Source organism: Pseudomonas sp. MDT1-16, from assembly GCF_054898115.1.
Map to the genome: position 1 here is coordinate 1083059 of NZ_CM142717.1, position 17504 is coordinate 1100562.

Sequence of the window (17504 nt, forward strand, 5' to 3'; positions counted from 1 at the left end):
TCTCAGCTTACTTGCGAAATATTCCACTATTCTGGAGCTGTGAATTTAAGTTAGCACCGGATGCTTTTCTGTGTACAAACAGGCGATCAGTTATCCATTCTGCCCTACCACACCATTTCGCCTTTTTCAGAGGTTCAGATGCTTAAAGCCATGATTGTGGACGATCATCCGTTCATTCGGTCCGCCGTAAGAATGATCCTGAAGCAGGAACAGTATGAGGTGGTCGCCGAAGCGGACAATGGGGCCGACGCGGTGCAGCTAACCCGCGAACACCAACCCAATCTCCTGCTACTGGATATCTCCATGCCGGGCGTCGATGGTCTGGACGCACTGAACAGAATCTCGGCGTTGAAACTGCCGGTCAAGGTATTGGTCCTTACGTCCTTATCGGCTGCTTTTTTTTCGATGCGTTGCATGAGAGCCGGGGCCGCGGGTTACGTTTCCAAGGTCGATGATCTGGATGAGCTGGTGAAAGCCATCAACGCAATCAAGTCTGGCTATACGTTTTTTCCTGATCTGACGGTGAATTCGGTGCGAAGAGACGATGCGAATGCTACCGAGATGGCTTTGATCCAGAGCCTTTCCGACCGAGAGTTGTCCATTCTGCAGCAGCTCGCCAAAGGATTGTCCAACAAGCAGATTGGAGAAGACATGTTGCTCAGCAACAAGACCATCAGTACCTACAAAGCCCGACTGATCGAAAAGCTCAACGTGAGCTCTTTGGTGCACCTGTCGGACTTGGCAAAACGTAACAACTTGATCTGATGGGGGCCTCTCAGCGGTTATGTCTGGCGCTGCTATTGGTGCTGTGTCCGGCATTTGTGGGAGCTTTGGCAGTCGCCGACATAGAGGCAGAACCAGAAACCCTGAAGTTGCTTGGGCGATCCAGGGTCGAAGGCTACCAGGTTGGGCTGGATGAAAAAGACTGGAGTTGGTTGCGGCAAAAAGGCACGTTGCACCTGGGTATATCGGCTCCGGATTATCCGCCTTTCGATTTGACCACCAATAGCCGTGACTACGAAGGGCTTACCGCGGATTACGCAGGGCTTCTCGCTCAACTACTGCACGTCCAGGTGTTTATTCGCCGCTATGACTCCAGGGCGGAGCTCATCCGCGCCCTGAAAGATGGCGAGGTCGACCTATTAGGCACCGCCAACGGTTTTGAAGAGATCGATCCCGGCATAGTGCTGTCCACTGCTTACACCGATGACCAGCCGATGCTGGTCACCCGCAGCGATGATAGAACGCCCTTGGTGCCGGACCTGTCCGGTAAAAAAATCGCCATGCTTTATCACTACCGGCCTTCGCAAAGTGTCAGCAAGTTCTACCCCGACGCAGAACTGCAGCTTTACCCTTCGACCTTGAGTGCCATCGGCGCCGTGGCGTTCGGCAAAGCGGATGTCTACCTGGGCGACGCGATCAGCGCCAATTACCTCATCAGCATGAACTATCTGAACAACGTGCAATTGACGGATTTTTCCCGTATTGACGGCAGCCGTTTCGCTTTCGCCTTGTCCACCGAAAATACCCGTCTGTTGCACATCATCAATGAGGCCCTGGCGGCGGTGCCGATTGATGAGCGCATGACCATCCTGCGTCGGTGGGGTGCAGGTGAAATGTACATCCCTGGACAAAATCGCTTGCAGTTCAATGCTCGGGAACAGCGCTGGTTGGAGACACACCCGCTGGTAACGGTTGCGGCGATGGAAAGCTTCTTGCCGATATCTTTCTTTGACGAAAAGGGTGAGCTGCGGGGGATCAGTGCGGATGTACTGGCCAAGGTGAGTCTACGAACCGGGCTGAAGTTTGTCGTGTTACGCGGCGATTCGATGGTTCGACAGATCGATAACCTGCACGATGGCAAGGCGGATGTAATCGCGGCATTGACCCCTAGTACCGAGCGTGAAGGGGATATGCGTTTCACTCGACCCTATCTGACCACTCCTTTTGTGTTAGTGAGTCGCAAGGCGGTCGGCAGTCCCGAAACGCTCAACGACATGGCTGGAAAAAGCCTGGCGCTGATCCGCGGCGTGGTGCTGCGCGACGACATTGTCCGCACCTATCCTCAAATTCGCATTGTCTACGTCGACAACGCCGGCCAGGCCATGGAAATGGTCGCCCAAGGCGAGGTCGATGCGGGTGTCAACTCATTGCTCAGTGCTCGCTATATGATTTCCCAGCTGTATCCGGGGCGCTTGCAGATCACCAGTACCGTGGGTGTTGAACCTGCAAGGGTTTCTTTTGCAACCAATCGAGGTGCATTGGAGTTGTACTCGATTTTGGACAAGGCGCTACTCAGCATCTCGCCTGAGGAGATGGCGGAGCTCACCAATCGCTGGCGCAGCGAGGTGGTCATCGATGACAACTACTGGTTACGCAATCGCGCGGCAATCATTCAGGGCTTCTCCATTGCCGGCGCTCTGCTGCTGATGGCCGTTGCCTGGATTGCCTATTTGCGGCGCTTGATTCGTAGGCGCGAAGAGGCAGAGCTAGCGCTGAGCAATCAACTGGAGTTCATGCGAGTCCTGATCGATGGGACGCCGCACCCGATCTATGTCCGTGACCGCAACGGTCGCATGATGATCTGTAACAGCGGCTACCTGGACGTGTTTGGGCTCAACCGCGACGAGGCCATGGGCAAACTCATCACCGAGAGCATGTTTGCCGATCCTGCGGAAGCGGCTGACTACCATGCGGAATATCTCAAGGTCATGGAAGAAGGCGTTGCGCGCATCCAGGATCGCAAGTTGACCCTCACAGATGGTCGCAGGTTAACGATTTACCACTGGATGCTGCCCTACAAAGACAGTGACGGCGCGGTCATCGGCATGATCGCTGGCTGGATCGACATCAGTGAGCGGCAACTGCTCCTGGGCATGGTTCAGGAGGCGAACCGGGCGAAGACGACCTTCCTGGCGACCATGAGCCATGAAATCCGCACCCCGATGAACGCCGTCATCGGCATGCTTGAACTGGCGCTGAAAAAGGCGGATCAAGGCGTGCTCGACCGGTTTGCGATCGAGGTGGCCTCAGGCGCCGCGCATGGCTTGCTCGACCTGATCGGCGACATTCTGGATATCGCCCGCATCGAGTCGGGCAAGCTGTCGCTGACCCCGGAGCGGGCCAATCTTCGGGAGCTGGTCACGTCTTTGGCACGCATCTTTGAAGGGCTGGCCGAGCAGAAACATTTGCAACTGCTGCTGGATCTCGCTGTGGAGGCCGATTGCGACGTATTGATTGATCCGCTGCGCTTTAAACAGATTGTTTCCAACCTGTTGAGCAACGCGATCAAGTTCACCACCGAGGGTGAGATTCGTCTGACCCTCAAAGTGCTACCGGCCAGCGCCGAAAAGCAATTGTGCATTCGACTGCGGGTTGAAGACAGCGGCATGGGCATCTCCAGCGAGGATCAGCAGAGGCTGTTCAGCCCCTTCAGCCAGGCCAGCAACAACACTCAATCGGCACGTAGCGGTTCGGGGTTGGGCCTGGTCATCAGCCGCACCCTCTGTGAAATGATGGGCGGGCAATTGCAGTTGCACAGCGTGTTGGGTGAAGGCACGCAAATCGAAGTGCTGATCGATTTGCCCGTTCTTGAACGCCTTGCCAGCGTCGAGTCGCCTATCGCCGAGATCTCCTTGAGCCATCAGGAGTTAAGCATTCTGGTGATCGATGACTATCCCGCCAACCGGCTGCTGCTGTCCAAACAACTGGGTTATCTGGGGCATAAAGTCGTTGAGGCGCAGGATGGCGCCCATGGTTTGCGAGCGTGGCGCAATCAGCATTTCGACGTCGTCATCACTGACTGCAACATGCCGATCATGAATGGTTATGCGCTGACTCGCGCGATCCGTGACGAGGAGAGGGGGCATGACAAGCCGCGGTGCCTGATCATAGGGTTTACCGCCAACGCCCAGCCGGATGAAAAAGACCGTTGTCTGGAGGCGGGCATGGATGACTGCCTGTTTAAACCCATCAGCCTGAAAGAGTTGGGGCAGCGCCTGGATTTGGTCGGAGCAGATGCAGCATTTACGGTAGAAGAGCATTCGGCACTGACGACCACGGACAGTATTGATTTAACCAGCCTCGAGCAACTGGTCCGTGGTGATAGCGCGGCGATGCAGGCGTTACTGGACGATCTGGCTATCAGCAACCAGGAAGATCTGGCACGGCTGCCCGAATTCCTTTTTGAGGAAGATCTGCTGGCACTCTCGGACCTTGCTCATAAAGTCAAAGGCGGGGCACGTATCGTCAAGGCCAAACGGCTGATCGCCGCTTGCGAGCAAGTAGAAGCTGTTTGTGACGCGACGGACGATGTGCAGCTGCTTGAGCAGGTGGTCGCAACGTTGAAGCTTGAGATGTCGGAATTGGCGACAGCTTTGAAAAGCTATGCTCAACACGTTTGAGGCCCTGCTGCCCTGACAGCCAGAGGCGAGGCCTGTTTTAGATGTTCATGGGGTTATGTCACCCGAATATTCAATTCATCGCGTTGAGATATCAGTGCGCTCCGAATCCCTAACCTCCTCGCGTCGTTGCGTTTACGTAGTCAATTGCGCCGGCCGTTCTGTTGGATCTGAAGTTTGTAAGAAATTCCCTACATGATCTTGGGCCGCTTCATCTGTTTCTGGAATTGTCACCTATATATCCTTAGTAATAGGTGAAAGTGTACAAGGTGAAGACGCAATAAACTTTGGCGCCAATAACCTTTCTTTGGATTTTTGCTTACTACAGGTAACTAGCTATGAATTCCCCTAAAAAAGCGTTGTTGGGTTCGTTGTTGGCGCTGAGTGCTACCAGCGCATTTGCAGTTGATACGGCCGATCTGCGAGTGATTGGTACCATTGCTCCAACTGCATGCACTCCAACGTTCGGAAGCGGCGCTACTGTTGATTACGGAAATATCCCGACAGCCTCGTTGAGTGCGACTGATCTAACTTTGCTTGCGGCTCATACAATTGCATATACCATTTCATGTGATGCTCCAATCAGTATTGCTACATCATGGAGTGATAATCGCGCGGGTACTGCTTCTCTCGGTTCTCCCGAAACTTTTGGTCTCGGTTTACAAGATGCGGCTAAGATCGGATATTACAGAATTACCCAGATTGTTGGCGGTGCTACAGCCGACGGCGCGCCAGTGGATATAATTCAGAAAAATAACGCAGCTTCTGCTTGGGTGCTTTCGAGCGACCCTCGACAAACCAATGACGGAATCCGTATGTATTCATATGCCCCAACGGGCACATTGGTACCAGGAAGTTATACAAACTTTTCTGGTGTTTTGAGTGTTGTTGCACGTATTGCACCCACCAGTACTTTGGACTTGTCCAGCTCAATTACTCTGGACGGCCTGTCCACTATTTCGGTTCGTTATTTGTAACTTTGCCTGAGCTACATTGTGCCCGCTCTTGCGGGCGCAATATTAAAAGACTGGATTTGATTTTGATTCGCAAGCTCAGCTTGTGCTTTTGTATGTGTCAGACTTAATCAAGTTAATGTTAAGGGTTTGCCTTCGTCATGTAGTGGGGTCATAAAGTTGAGTGTTTTACATAAGCTTAGTCTGTATTTTTTTCAGTGGTGGCACTGACCATTTTTAGTCACCTATCCTTGGCCGTCACCCCAAAAAAATCCCAACGCTCCGGCGAAGATCGGTGTGACCGTATGCCAGAACTTGCCGGTCTGGACCGACCCGAGATCGCCGCTTGGGAGCAAGTGGAGGCCGTTTGTGAAGCGACGGACGATGTGCAGGTGCTGAAGCAGGTGGTTGCTACGTTGAAACTTGAGATGTCAGAATTGGCGACCGCTTTGAAAAAGCATGTTCAAAACGTTTGAGGCTCGACTGCGCTGACAGCCAGAGGCGAAGCGTGTTCTAGATGTTGATGTGGGTGATGCTATCACGCGAACATTCAATTCATTACGTGGAAATAACCACTGCGCTCCGCCCCTCGCCTTCTCCATCCTTGCGTTTGTGTAGTCCATTTCGCTGCCCGTGCTGTCGTCGTTCTTCAGCAGATCTGAAGCGCGTGGGAAATTCCCTACAAGATCTTGGGCTGCTTCATCTGTTTTTGGCATTGTTACCTACATATCCTTAGTGACAGGTGAAAGGGTGCAAGGTGAAGACACAATAAACCTTGGCACCAACAACCTTTCTTTGGATTTCTGCTTACTACAGGTAATTGGCTATGAATTTCCCTAAAAAAGCGCTGCTGGGTTCTTTATTGTTACTAAGCGCGACTAGCGCGTTTGCTGTTGATACAGCAGATCTGCGAGTGATTGGTACTATTGCGCCAACTGCATGCACTCCAACTTTTGCTAGTGGGGGGGGGTTATTGACTATGGCCTTATCCCAACTGCTTCTTTGAGTCCCTCCGCCACTACGGTGCTTGCGACCAAACCTATTAATTATACAATTGCATGTGATGCCCCCGTCACCATCGCTATGGCGTGGACTGACAGTCGCAACGGAACTTCCATTGTGGCATCCGTCTATAGGTTTGGTCTCGGCAAACAAGATGCTACTAATATTGGGCTTTATACGATAGCTCCAGTTAACGCCACAGGCGATGGCACTCCAGTAGATTTAATTATGAGTGATACCGGCGCCCCATGGGTGGCGGCTTCAGGTTCCAATATGGCGCATGACTATAATCGCATTGTTTCATTCGCTCCAGCCGGTACAGTTGTGCCAGGGGCTTTTCAGAACTTTTCTGGGACTTTCAACGTGACAGCCACTATTGCTGCTACTAGTACTTTGGATTTGAGCCAGTCGATCACTCTTGATGGTCTGTCTACTCTCGAGGTTCGTTACCTTTAATCTAGATGAGTCATATTGTGCTTGCGCCTTGCGGGCGCAATATGTATAGCATCTTTTATCTGGTTTATCTGGTTTATCTGGTTTATCTGGAGAGTCTAGTGCTCGGGTCTTTGTTCGGGCCTGTCTTCAAGTTAAGGGCAGCAATCAATTTTTTCATATTTGTCTTCGGAGTCAATGTGGTGGGGGTTTTATATAAATTTCCCTTGTGTTTTTCGTCATGGGTGACGTTGGCGATTGATAGTAACGTATCTCTAGCCGCCGGAATGGTTCCGGAGACCTCAGTGGTGTTAATTAATGTTGGTGACGGCGAAGGCACCATCAATGTCACCAATTCCGATAGCAACACTGCCTTGCTGTACACCTCGCTGGAAACCTGCCTGAAGATCAGGAAAGTATCGTAGTAGTGCCCCCCCAGTTGCTCGGGTTGAGGCTGGAGATAAGCAGTTGGTACGATTTATCGTTCAGTCGGAAAGCCGATTACCACGCAACGTCTCAAACGCGTGAATTTCGAAGGTATTCCACAAAAAGATCCCAACGCCCCGGCGAAGATCGGTGTAACCGTATGCCAGAACCTGCCGGTATTGATTACTCCGACGGACCTGCCGCTCAAGGCCGATCCTTGGACATTGTTGAAATGGTCGATCAAAGGGCAAACCTTGGCGGTGAATAACGACAGCCGTTATGTGGTGCGCCTCATGTCGGCGGAAATCAAACTGACGCTGCCGAGGACGTACATTCTGCCTGGCCAAACGAACCACTTTGAATTGCCGGCCGGAACCCGCTTGAGCGCCGATGCGACGGTTCGTATTTACCCGGCCAGTACTTATGGTTTTGCGGTTAAACCCTTCGATGCACCACTGAAAAAGTAGTGATTTCATCCAGACCATCCAGATGGTGCACTCCATGACTTTCTGGCCAGTGATGGCGTATCCCGCTCGACCGGCTGCGCACTTCTCCCGTGTGCCGATGACAAACATGCGATTGGGCGCTGTTTTGAAACGTTCGAACTCCAGGCGCTTGAGCCAAAGGCAAAAGCCGTTGCGCTCCCAATAAAGGATTTTCACTCGATTACGGTGGCGATTCAGAAAAACGAAAAACACGGGATCGAACACCGCGACCTTGATATCCAATTCGACGAGGGCGGACAGGCCGTCATAGACTTTCGGAAGTCCACGGGTTTGGGGTAGAGGTACACTTTTTCGACTTTGGCGTCGAGACGCATCATGGTTGCGGGCTCCTGATGGGAATCGGGAGCACAGCATCAGGCTTCAACTGGTGGTTTTGAATGTGGGCACGGTGGATCGCTTACGAAATAATCGCTTCGCTCCGAATCGCCAAATCTTTCCTGCTCTTGCGTTTGCGTAGCCATTTATGCCAGCCGTGCTGTCGTCGTTCTTTAGCAGATCTGAAGCGCGTGGGAAATTCCCTACAAGATCTTGGGCTGCTTCATCTGTTTTTGGCATTGTTACCTACATATCCTTAGCGACAGGTGAAAGGGTACAAGGTGAAGACACAATAAACCATGGCACCAATAACCTTTCTTTGGATTTCTGCTTACTACAGGTAATTGGCTATGAATTTCCCAAAAAAAGCGCTGCTGGGTTCTTTATTGTTACTCAGCGCGACTAGCGCGTTTGCTGTTGATACAGCAGATTTACGAGTGATTGGTACTATCGCACCAACTGCATGCACGCCGACTTTCTCCGGCGGCGGAGTTATCGATTATGGTCTCATCCCTAGTGCATCTTTAAGCCCGACAGTCCGTACATCACTTCAACGCCGAACCGTCAGTTATACCATTGCATGTGACGCACCTATCGCCGTTGGTACGTCCTGGAGTGATAACCGGGCCTCTAGCGCTGCCGCCAACGATTATAGTTTCGGCCTTGGCCTGCAAGGTTCCAACAGCATTGGGGACTACTCCATTAGGGATCGGTTGGTTGGGGCTACAGGTGACGGCGCTCCAGTGGATGTGATCACCTCGACTAATGGTGGTGTAACATGGCGCGCGAGTACCGATGCTCTTCAGGTGCGGGGAGACGCACTTATCCATGGATATGCTGTACCCGGCACGCTCGTTCCGGCAGCGTACTCAAACTTCGCGGGCATTATTGAAGTGGCCCCTTCCATCTCAGCCACCAGCACTCTGGATTTGACCAGCACAATTACCCTTGATGGGCTGTCCACTATGACGGTTCGTTATTTGTAATTTTATCTAAGTCATATTGCGCCCGCTTGCGTGGGTGCAATATCGACTGGCTCCCTATATTTAAGTTTGGCCTTGGCTCATAAGTTAAACTTGTATTTTTGTTTGTGTCGGATTTTATCAAGTCAATGTTAAGGGTTTTGCCTTCGTTATATTAGTGGGGTTGTAGATTTGAGAATTTTAGATAAGTTTGCTTTGTGTTTTTTTTCTGCGTTGACACTGACCACTTTTAGTCACGTATCCCAGGCTGCCGGCATGGTTCCGGAAACCTCTGTGGTATTGATTAATGTTGCTGACGGTGAGGGCACCATTAATGTGACCAATACCGATAGTCAAGCAGCATTGCTGTACACCTCGCTGGAAAACTTGCCTGAAGATCAGGAAAGTCTCGTGGTGGCGACCCCTCCCGTGGCTCGAGTCGAGGCGGGAGAGAAGCAGTTGGTGCGGTTTATCGTTCAATCGGAAAAGCCGATTACCACGCAGCGTCTCAAGCGCGTGAATTTCGAAGGTATTCCACAAAAAGATCCCAACGCTCCGGCGAAGATCGGGGTGACCGTACGCCAGAACTTGCCGGTATTGATTACCCCGGCGGACCTGCCGCTCAAGCCCGATCCTTGGACCTTGCTGCAATGGTCGATAAAAGGCCAAACCTTGACGGTGAAGAACGACAGCCGTTATGTCGTGCGGCTCAATCAGCAAGTCAGTGTCATGCCGGCCAAAATCAATCTGGCGTTGCCGCGCACTTATATCTTGCCTGGCCAAACGCATCACTTCGAACTGCCTGCTGGAACCCGCTTGAGCGCCGATGCAACGGTACGTATTTACCCGGCCAGTACCTATGGTTTCGCGGTTAAACCCTTCGATGCACCACTGAACAAGTAGTGGTTTCGTCCAGACTTTCCAGATGGTGCACTCCATGACGTTCTTGCCCATGATGGCGTATCCCGCTCAAGCGGTCGCGCGCTTCCCCCGTGTGCCGATGACCATCCTGCGGCTAAAACCGTTGATGGTAATGATCGCTGGCCTACTCGCTTGCGGTGTACCGAGTGCCAAGGCCTCGTCACCAACGGGTTCACCTCCGGTCAGTCCAGTAGCAAACGGTGTCGCACAGCCGGCCGCGTTTGATGTGGGGATGCTCAAGAGTCTGGGCCTCGATCCCAAGGTCGCAGAGTTCTTCAGTCAGGCGCCTCGCTTCTCGGCCGGTAGCCGGCGCGTCGGGTTGCAAGTCAATGGGAGCCAGCGCGGCAGTGTGGACGCGTTGTTCGATGCCGAGGGCCAGTTGTGTTTCAACCGGGCGCTGTTGGACCAGGCGAACCTGATGATCCCGCAGGATCGTTTCAAAATGGCCGGCGAAGGGGATTGCTACGATTTTATCGCGGCCTACCCGCAAACCGAGGTGGAGCTACGGCCTAACCGAGAAGAAGTTTTCCTGGTCGTCAGCAGCGATGCCCTTCGCCCCGTAAGCGAAGACATGGGCATCTACCAATACGGTGGCATTGGTGGGTTGTTTAACTATGAGGTGCTGGGGCAAAACAACCAGTTTTCCGAGACAACCAGCAATTTTTACTCGAGCAATACCGAGCTGGGCTTTAATGCCGGCGATTGGATTGTGCGCAGTCGCCAGACGTATTCGGTGCAGAACGACGTCAGCAACTTTCAGTCTTTGTACACCTACGCCCAGAAAACCTTTGTGCCGCTTAAGTCCACCTTGCAGGCCGGGCAGATCAACATTCGTAACTCCGTGTTCCCGGGAGCGGCGATCACCGGTATGCAAGTGATACCGGATGCCGCGTTGCAGGGCAGAGGACTGGGTGGCGCCACCGTTGAGGGTATCGCCCAGAGTCAGGCCCGGGTCGAAGTGCGGCAGGCAGGATGGACTTGCCCCTACAAAACCGGACACCAACTCCCCGTTAAATTGATGCTGCCGCCAAGCGCCTGAACTCCCTCGGTGAGCGATAGTTCAAGGCGCTGTGCGGATGCTGCTCGTTGTAATGCTCAAAGGCAATTGCCAGGTTACGCAGCGCCGTTTCTCGATCCGGCTTGGGCATGTGCGCCACGTAGTCACGCTTGATCGTCTTCACGAAGCTCTCAGCCATGCCGTTGCTCTGCGGACTGCGCACAGGTGTGGTCACCGGCTGCAAACCGATCTGTCGAGCAAACAGGCGCGTCTGTTCGGCGGTATAGGCTGAGCCGTTGTCGCTTAGCCATTGCACCGGCGTGGCGGGCAGTTGATCACCAAAGCGCTTTTCCACGCTTTCCAGCATCAAGTCGCGGATATCATCGCCGCTGTATCCCGTTGGACTTGCAACCCAGCCGATGGCCTCACGATCACAGCAGTCCAGGGCGAAGGTCACGCTCAGTTTGGCGCCGTCCTCGCAGCGGAACTCAAAACCGTCCGAGCACCAACGTGTATCGCTGGTTTCCACCGCAATACGGCCTTCGTGCCGACGCGGCATGCCGGGCTGTTTGATCCGGCGCTCCAGCAGCAAGTTGTGATCGCGCATGACCCGGTAAACCCGCTTCACGTTGATCGCCGGCAGCGACTGGGTTTCACGGGCGCGACGCAGCAATCCCCAGACACGACGGTAGCCATAGCTGGGAAGCTCGCTGACCTGTTGCTGGATTTCGACCACCAGCGCAGCATCGTCCACAGGCCTGCTTCGCCGTACTTTGGGCGATACTGATTGCTTGATTCGAACCGTTAATTGCGAGCGCGCCACACCGAGACATTCGCTGACCAGCTTCACTGGTCGTCCCCCGGCAACAAGGGTGAGTGCGCAATCCATTTTCGCGACCGGGCAATCTCCACGGCCTCTTTGAGGATTTCTGCTTCCATCGTTTTTTTGCCCAGCATCCGTTGCAGTTCACGGATCTGCTTGAGCGCATCACTCAGCTCGGAGGCCGGCACTACAGCCTCGCCAGCACTGACCGCCGACAGGCTGCCGTCCTGATACAGCTTGCGCCACAGGAACAGCTGGTTGGCATTGATGCCGTTGCGCCGAGCCACCACCGAAACGCTTTGCCCTGGCTCAAGACTCTCGCGAACCATGGCCAGTTTTTGCTCTGGGCTCCAGCGGCGCCGCCGCTCTTGGCCCAAAAGCTCCCCACTCTTATCGTTGCTGTTAGTCATAAACATAACCGTTTGCCTATCCCTTATCGTAAGGGGGAAACGGTGTCCTGTCTTTCATGGGGCTCGTTCACAGGAGCATTAATTCATACTTCGCTGGTGCCGGCCGGCCCTTTTAAGTTGCCCAATGTGCAACTGCTCAATGGCTTCACGGACCTTGATGTACGGGTCATCGAAGCCAGCGGCGAACAACGCAGTTTCACGGTGCCTGCCGCGTCGCTCAGTCAGGCTTCATTGAGTGCGCCGGGGTTTTCCATCGCTGCCGGCAAGGTCCGCACGTTTGACAACCGGGACATGCTGTCTCCGGTGGTCGTGACGGCCAGCGGGGGCTGGCTACTGGATGACAGCCATCAGATCTCGGCAGGCTTGATGGCCAGTGACAACGCTTACCAAGCGGCAGGCTGGACGTTGGATTCGGCGCTGGGCCCCGACACGTCGGTCAGCTTTCGCAACACCCTGGCCAATGCCGGTGAAGAGGGCGTCAAGGGTGCCCAGGCAAGCGTCGGCCTTAGTACCAGCCTCACCCAAAACATCAGCGCCGGCATCAATTACACGCGCCAGACCCAAGGCTTTCGCGACCTGCTCGATACGACGCGCGAGCAGACTCCCGGCTACGTCGATGGTTTGAGCCAGGATGAGTATGGGGTCTCTCTGAGCTGGAATGACGAGTTGCTGGGCAGTCTGACGACCGGTTACTCGACGTCCAACAGGTTCGACGGAGGCAAATCAAGTCACCTGAGCGCGGCCTGGAGTAAGCCGTTCAAACACGCGACCGTCAGTTTCAACCTGGATCGCGATCTCGGAGGGCGAAACAGCAATGACGAAGACATTTTTCGGAGCCGTCGTTCCGACGATAACGATACGGCGATGTATTTCACCGTCAGCGTGCCCTTGGGCGGCAATCGCAACGTGCGGGGCTATGCCAGCAAACGAAATGGCAATACCCGATTTGGCACCACTTACGACGACAACAGCAATGATTTCGCGACGTATCGCCTGAGTGCCGAACGCGATACCCAACGCAAGGAACAGGACTTCTCTGGCAATGTGAATCTGTTGCCACGCTTCGCTCAGGTCAACCTTGGCTATTCACAAAGCGGTTCCGACAGCAGCAGCTATAGCGGGCAACTGCGGGGTGGTGTAGCGGTTCACAACGATGGCGTGACCTTCTCACCTTATCCATTAACCGACACCTTTGGCGTGGCCAAGGTCGGCGATGTGGGTGGGGTCAAACTCACGACGCCGAGCGGTCCGGTCTGGACCGATCCGTGGGGCAATGCGGTGATCCCGCAGCTCAATGCGTATCAGAACACCCGCGTGGAAATCGAGACCAAGAGCTTGCCGCGCAACGTCGATATCCAGAATGGCTTTAAGGCCGTCTCGGCTGGGCGAGGTTCGGTTAACAAGCTTGAGTTCGGGGTGATCAAGTCTCGTCGCGCTTTACTGCAAGTCACCGATGCCGCGGGCAAACCGATGGACAAGGGCGCTGCCGTCCTCGATGCCCAAGGCAACTTTGTCACTACCGTGGTGGATGACGGCAAGGTGTTCATTACCAACGGCCACTTGAATGAGGCGTTAAGTATCAGCCTCGGTGAGGGCAAGTCCTGCGCCGTTAATTTCAAACTGCCGGATGAGCCGGATTTGAATGTTTATTTCGAAACGGCCAAGGCCACCTGCGTAGCGGGTTGATTGATGACCCCGTACCGGGGCGGGAACAGTTATGAACTTCGCAATGCGTTACTTGAAAAAAATGACATTGGCTGGCTGCATTATTGTGGGTGTGTCAGCCGCCGGACAGGCATTAGCACAGGACTGTCAAATCAGCTTGAGTGAGACGAATATGGACTTTGGTCGGGTCATACCACCGGGTTCAAACGACACGCTGAATGCGGCCAACATACATGCGTTAGGCAACCGGATAATCAGTCTCAATGCCAGTTGCCCAAAAGCGTCGAAACTGATGTTGGTGCTGCGAGGCGAAACTCATGGGGAACAATTCAAGTTCGCTCAAACAGGGCAAGTCAGTGTGCGCTTGAGCAATGCCTTGCTCGACGGTCGTAGTGTCGACCTTGCACAGACCAAGTCAGTGGGCGCTGCGCCTGGTGCTCATGGCCAATCGATTGAGGCGGTGCCGGGTGACATGGTGATCCCCGTCAGCGGCGGACAGCCGGCGGAGGGTTCGGTCCTCTCGGTGCAAATCGAGATACGGCCGTTGGTGCCGGTTTCCGAACTGCGTACCCGTGATGCCAAAACGCTGGAAGCCAATCTGTCTTTTCAGGTCCGAAGTTATTGAGCACAGAATAACTTAATGCACTGACACAGTTGCAATAGCTGCAAGCTGTTTGTCCAGAGTTTGAAATTTTGAAAGCCTTTTGCAATAGCGATTATTGCGATGCGCTCTTCTATTTGCCGAATATAAGAAAGGACACCTTATGTCTCGTATGCCGCGTTTCGCCCTGACATTGGCCGCGAGTGTGGTTTTGATTGCGCATGATCAACAACTTTTGAGCGCCGTCGACCTCGAATTCGATCAGCAGATTATTGATGTCGTCGGTGATAACCATCCGGGCATCAGTGTTCCAGGTAGCAACCTCACCGTGGCAATTACCGACAGCTCGGTAACTGCCGACGGCCAGTCAAGTCATGGCGTGGTCTTGTCCGGGGCCAATACAAGCATCTTTGTCAGAGGTTCAAGTATCGTGGCCCTCGGTGATGCGAGCCATGGCTTAAGCTTTGCGGGTTCAAACAACACGGGGGAGTTGGACGATACGCAGATCAGTACCCGGGGTGACAATTCGTTTGCCCTGAATCTTGTGCGAGGTGCACAGGTCCAGGCCGATGGGTTGACGCTCAACACCCGCGGGCGCTTTTCTTCGGCAATCAACGTGCTTGATGACAGCGCGATCAATGTCCGTAACAGCACGCTGCAGACTTCTGGCAATAACGCTCATGGCATCTATCTACTGGGTTCTAGCGACAGTCAGCGGGCGCTCGCCACGGTAGACGCTACGGTGATTCGTACCTCAGGTGACAACGCCATCGGCGTTAACGTCAACCGCAATGCCACGGCGACTCTCAGCGGTACTCAGATCTTCACCACCGGGGCCAACGCCTTTGGTGTCTGGGTGCCGGATGACGACAGCCAATTGGTCGCAAACAACCTGAGTATCGATACCCAGGGTGACGGAGCCATCGGGGTCTTTACCCAGCTGGGCGGCAACGCCAGCCTCAACGGCGGACAAGTACATACCAACGGCAATCTGGCCTACGCGTTGTACGCGGGCAATGAATCGGCCATCGATGGCCAGAACCTCTCGTTGCAGGTCGGCACCAACAGTGTGGGTGCTTTTGCTTCCGACCGCTCGCAGATCACTCTGAACAATGTCGACCTGAGCAGCACAGAGACCGCTATTGGTCTGGCAGCGTATTCCGGCTCGACCATTGATGTGAGCAATAGCTCGGTGCAACTCACAGGTGTGAGCGCCAGGGTACTTCAAGCCAACAATGGCGGTACCTTGCGCCTGAGTAACGTAGCGGTCGATGCTGACGGTACGGACAGCATTGGCCTGCAATCGTTGGCCACTGCTGGCGTGAGCAACACCTTCGAGCTACAGAGCAGTTCGATCAGCGCCGCCAATGGCCGCGCCCTCAGCGTGCAGGGCGGGAGTGCGAGCATTGATTTCAGCGACTCACAGATCAGCGGGCAAACCCTGTTGGCGGTGGAAAAACGTTTGATGGCCGACGGCTCGTTGGTCGATAGCGAGGATGTGCGGATCACTGCCACCCGGTCGCAGCTGGTGGGGGGTATCCGCGCGGATGCCCACAACGCCCAGCTTGAGTTGCGGGATCACTCCAGCTTCAAGGGCGACGTCCATGGCCTCAATAGCCTGACGCTGGGCCAAAGCCTCTGGCAGATGACGGACGATTCGCAAATCGGCCGCTTGCACTTGAATGAGGGTCAGGTGAGTTTTGTCGGCCATCCCTTCAGCACACTGACCATTGATGGCGACCTGACGGGTAACGGTTCATTCCTGATGAACACTGACCTGGCGACCCTCCAGGGCAATCTGCTCAAGGTCGGTGGCCAGATTGAGGGTGAACATACGCTGGTGGTGGAAGACTCCGGTAGTGAGCCTGCCACGGCGAACGGGCAGTTGATGCTGGTGGACGGTAGCGGTGGTGCTGGGCGTTTTGGCTTGTATGGCGAGCATGTGGATGCGGGTGCCTTTCGTTACACCCTGGAACAGAAGGGCAACGACTGGTTCCTCGTAAACACTGCAGGAGTACCCATCGATCCGACTGATCCGATCACTCCTGCTCCTGGACATCTGTCCAACGGTGCCAATGCGGCCATCGCTTCACAGACCGCAGCCGCGACCTTGTGGAGTGCGCAGATGAACACGCTGGTCAAACGCTTGGGCGAACTGCGTCTGGGCAAGGACGAGGGCGGCGTCTGGACCCGGGCTATCGGCAGTCGTTACAACCTTTCCGAGCATTCCAGCCGGGCCTTCAGCCAGAACAATACCGGGGTTGAGATCGGCGCGGACAAGGCGATACCGCTGGCCAATGGCAAGGTCTATGTCGGTGGCATGGTGGGCACCGCCCAGTCTGATCTGAACTTTGGCGAAGGGGCGTCTGGCAAGATCGACAGCAAGATGGTGGGGGCCTACGCCACTTACCTGAACGATAACGGCGTGTACGTCGACAGCGTCGTCAAATACAGCCGTTTCGACCAGGACCTCAAGCTGCCGACCAACCTGGGTAATGCGGTCAAAGGTTCCTACGACACCGACGGCTATGGCATGAGTGTGGAAGTCGGCAAGCACATCGCGTTGAAGGATGGCTGGTTCGTCGAGCCACAAATCCAACTCAGCGCGACCCGTACCGCAGGTGCCCGATATACGGCCAGCAATGGCCTGCGTGTCGACTCGCAGGCGATGGACTCATTGCAAAGTCGCGTTGGCTCGCTCTTCGGTCGTAGTCTGGAGCTCGCCAATGGCATGAAAGCGCAGCCTTACGTCAAAGCGTCCTACATCACGGAGCACGCCGGCGACAGCCATGTAACCGTGAACGGGAACAAGCTCAACTCCGAGCTGCCGGGTAGTCGGGCGGAGCTTGGTTTTGGTGGGATTTTGCAAGTCAGCGAGAAGAGTAAGGTTTCAATCGATGCCGAGTACGCCAAAGGCCATGACATCGAACAGCCATGGGGTGTGACGATCGGATATCGCTATCTGTGGTGAGTACCGTGCTCCCTCTTTTGCCCAGCTTTTGCTGGGCTTTTTTTATCGATCATTTCTGCCACGGCTTCCAGCGGCATTCACTGGGAAATTTCTTACAGCAACTGAGGACGTTGCCTCGGT

General features: G+C 54.5%; 14 protein-coding genes and 2 pseudogenes. 14 read left to right on the forward strand and 2 right to left on the reverse strand.

The features are described from left to right. Window positions 1-138: 138 nt before the first annotated feature. From ACYZT3_RS04775 to ACYZT3_RS04810, 8 genes and pseudogenes are all read left to right on the forward strand, one after another. On the forward strand, window positions 139-765 hold the full coding sequence (locus tag ACYZT3_RS04775; RefSeq protein ID WP_282374857.1) for a response regulator transcription factor: 627 nt from the start codon (window positions 139-141) through the stop codon (window positions 763-765). Beyond that, the gene (locus ACYZT3_RS04780) at window positions 765-4403 is read left to right on the forward strand and encodes a transporter substrate-binding domain-containing protein (RefSeq protein WP_462031614.1); all 3639 of its coding nucleotides are present in this window, start codon (window positions 765-767) and stop codon (window positions 4401-4403) included. The genes ACYZT3_RS04775 and ACYZT3_RS04780 overlap by 1 nt, the downstream gene beginning before the upstream one ends. A 335-nt stretch (window positions 4404-4738) precedes the next feature. Further along, complete coding sequence (locus ACYZT3_RS04785; protein WP_462031615.1) at window positions 4739-5377, forward strand: DUF1120 domain-containing protein; 639 nt, start codon at window positions 4739-4741, stop codon at window positions 5375-5377. Window positions 5378-5658: 281 nt separating this feature from the next. Next, on the forward strand, window positions 5659-5829 hold the full coding sequence (locus ACYZT3_RS04790) for a hypothetical protein (RefSeq protein WP_462031616.1): 171 nt from the start codon (window positions 5659-5661) through the stop codon (window positions 5827-5829). A 496-nt stretch (window positions 5830-6325) separates the two neighbouring features. Then, a pseudogene (locus tag ACYZT3_RS04795) lies at window positions 6326-6454 on the forward strand (DUF1120 domain-containing protein); the annotation flags it as partial. An 18-nt stretch (window positions 6455-6472) separates the two neighbouring features. After that, window positions 6473-6811 (forward strand): DUF1120 domain-containing protein, encoded by a 339-nt coding sequence (locus tag ACYZT3_RS04800; RefSeq protein WP_462031617.1) that lies wholly within the window; start codon window positions 6473-6475, stop codon window positions 6809-6811. Between the two features lie 17 nt (window positions 6812-6828). Then, on the forward strand, window positions 6829-7212 hold the full coding sequence (locus tag ACYZT3_RS04805) for a hypothetical protein (protein WP_462031618.1): 384 nt from the start codon (window positions 6829-6831) through the stop codon (window positions 7210-7212). A 99-nt stretch (window positions 7213-7311) separates the two neighbouring features. Next, window positions 7312-7680 (forward strand): hypothetical protein, encoded by a 369-nt coding sequence (locus tag ACYZT3_RS04810; RefSeq protein ID WP_462032443.1) that lies wholly within the window; start codon window positions 7312-7314, stop codon window positions 7678-7680. Window positions 7681-7851: 171 nt separating this feature from the next. On the opposite strand, the pseudogene tnpB reads toward ACYZT3_RS04810, so the two are convergent. Beyond that, window positions 7852-8073, reverse strand: a pseudogene (gene tnpB, locus ACYZT3_RS04815) (IS66 family insertion sequence element accessory protein TnpB); the annotation flags it as partial. A 311-nt stretch (window positions 8074-8384) separates the two neighbouring features. Here tnpB and ACYZT3_RS04820 point away from each other — a divergent pair. The 3 genes from ACYZT3_RS04820 to ACYZT3_RS04830 all read left to right on the forward strand — a co-directional run bounded on the left by ACYZT3_RS04820 (window position 8385) and on the right by ACYZT3_RS04830 (window position 10956). Continuing rightward, window positions 8385-9020, forward strand: coding sequence for a DUF1120 domain-containing protein (locus ACYZT3_RS04820; RefSeq protein ID WP_462031619.1), 636 nt, complete (start codon window positions 8385-8387; stop codon window positions 9018-9020). A 168-nt stretch (window positions 9021-9188) separates the two neighbouring features. Continuing rightward, window positions 9189-9899: a fimbria/pilus chaperone family protein gene (locus tag ACYZT3_RS04825; RefSeq protein WP_462031620.1), complete on the forward strand. Its 711-nt coding sequence runs from the start codon at window positions 9189-9191 to the stop codon at window positions 9897-9899. Between the two features lie 34 nt (window positions 9900-9933). Then, window positions 9934-10956, forward strand: coding sequence for a fimbria/pilus outer membrane usher protein (locus ACYZT3_RS04830; RefSeq protein WP_462031621.1), 1023 nt, complete (start codon window positions 9934-9936; stop codon window positions 10954-10956). On the opposite strand, the gene ACYZT3_RS04835 is transcribed toward ACYZT3_RS04830, so the two are convergent. Further along, a protein-coding gene (locus ACYZT3_RS04835) for an IS3 family transposase (RefSeq protein ID WP_462031622.1) occupies window positions 10928-12147 on the reverse strand; the annotation gives its coding sequence in 2 pieces (ribosomal slippage) (window positions 10928-11802 and window positions 11802-12147; 1221 coding nt in all). The two genes, ACYZT3_RS04830 and ACYZT3_RS04835, sit on opposite strands and share 29 nt — an antisense overlap. A gap of 42 nt (window positions 12148-12189) precedes the next feature. Between ACYZT3_RS04835 and ACYZT3_RS04840 the strand changes: the two genes are divergently transcribed. The 3 genes from ACYZT3_RS04840 (at window position 12190) to ACYZT3_RS04850 (ending at window position 17384) form a co-directional block, all read left to right on the forward strand. Continuing rightward, entirely contained in the window at window positions 12190-13833 is a 1644-nt protein-coding gene (locus tag ACYZT3_RS04840) for a fimbria/pilus outer membrane usher protein (RefSeq protein WP_462031623.1), read from the forward strand. 31 nt (window positions 13834-13864) lie between these two features. Continuing rightward, window positions 13865-14437, forward strand: a complete 573-nt coding sequence (locus tag ACYZT3_RS04845) for a DUF1120 domain-containing protein (protein WP_462031624.1) — start codon at window positions 13865-13867, stop codon at window positions 14435-14437. A gap of 139 nt (window positions 14438-14576) precedes the next feature. Further along, window positions 14577-17384, forward strand: coding sequence for an autotransporter outer membrane beta-barrel domain-containing protein (locus ACYZT3_RS04850; RefSeq protein ID WP_462031625.1), 2808 nt, complete (start codon window positions 14577-14579; stop codon window positions 17382-17384). Window positions 17385-17504: the final 120 nt, after the last annotated feature.

Bases quoted from the DNA above. Each gene is read 5' to 3' on its own strand.
- ACYZT3_RS04845 (WP_462031624.1), top strand. From the start codon at position 13,865: ATGAACTTCGCAATGCGTTACTTGAAAAAAATGACATTGGCTGGCTGC.
- ACYZT3_RS04830 (WP_462031621.1), top strand. From the start codon at position 9,934: ATGACGTTCTTGCCCATGATGGCGTATCCCGCTCAAGCGGTCGCGCGC.
- ACYZT3_RS04790 (WP_462031616.1), top strand. From the start codon at position 5,659: ATGCCAGAACTTGCCGGTCTGGACCGACCCGAGATCGCCGCTTGGGAG.
- ACYZT3_RS04780 (WP_462031614.1), top strand. From the start codon at position 765: ATGGGGGCCTCTCAGCGGTTATGTCTGGCGCTGCTATTGGTGCTGTGT.
- ACYZT3_RS04850 (WP_462031625.1), top strand. From the start codon at position 14,577: ATGTCTCGTATGCCGCGTTTCGCCCTGACATTGGCCGCGAGTGTGGTT.
- ACYZT3_RS04785 (WP_462031615.1), top strand. From the start codon at position 4,739: ATGAATTCCCCTAAAAAAGCGTTGTTGGGTTCGTTGTTGGCGCTGAGT.
- ACYZT3_RS04775 (WP_282374857.1), top strand. From the start codon at position 139: ATGCTTAAAGCCATGATTGTGGACGATCATCCGTTCATTCGGTCCGCC.
- ACYZT3_RS04820 (WP_462031619.1), top strand. From the start codon at position 8,385: ATGAATTTCCCAAAAAAAGCGCTGCTGGGTTCTTTATTGTTACTCAGC.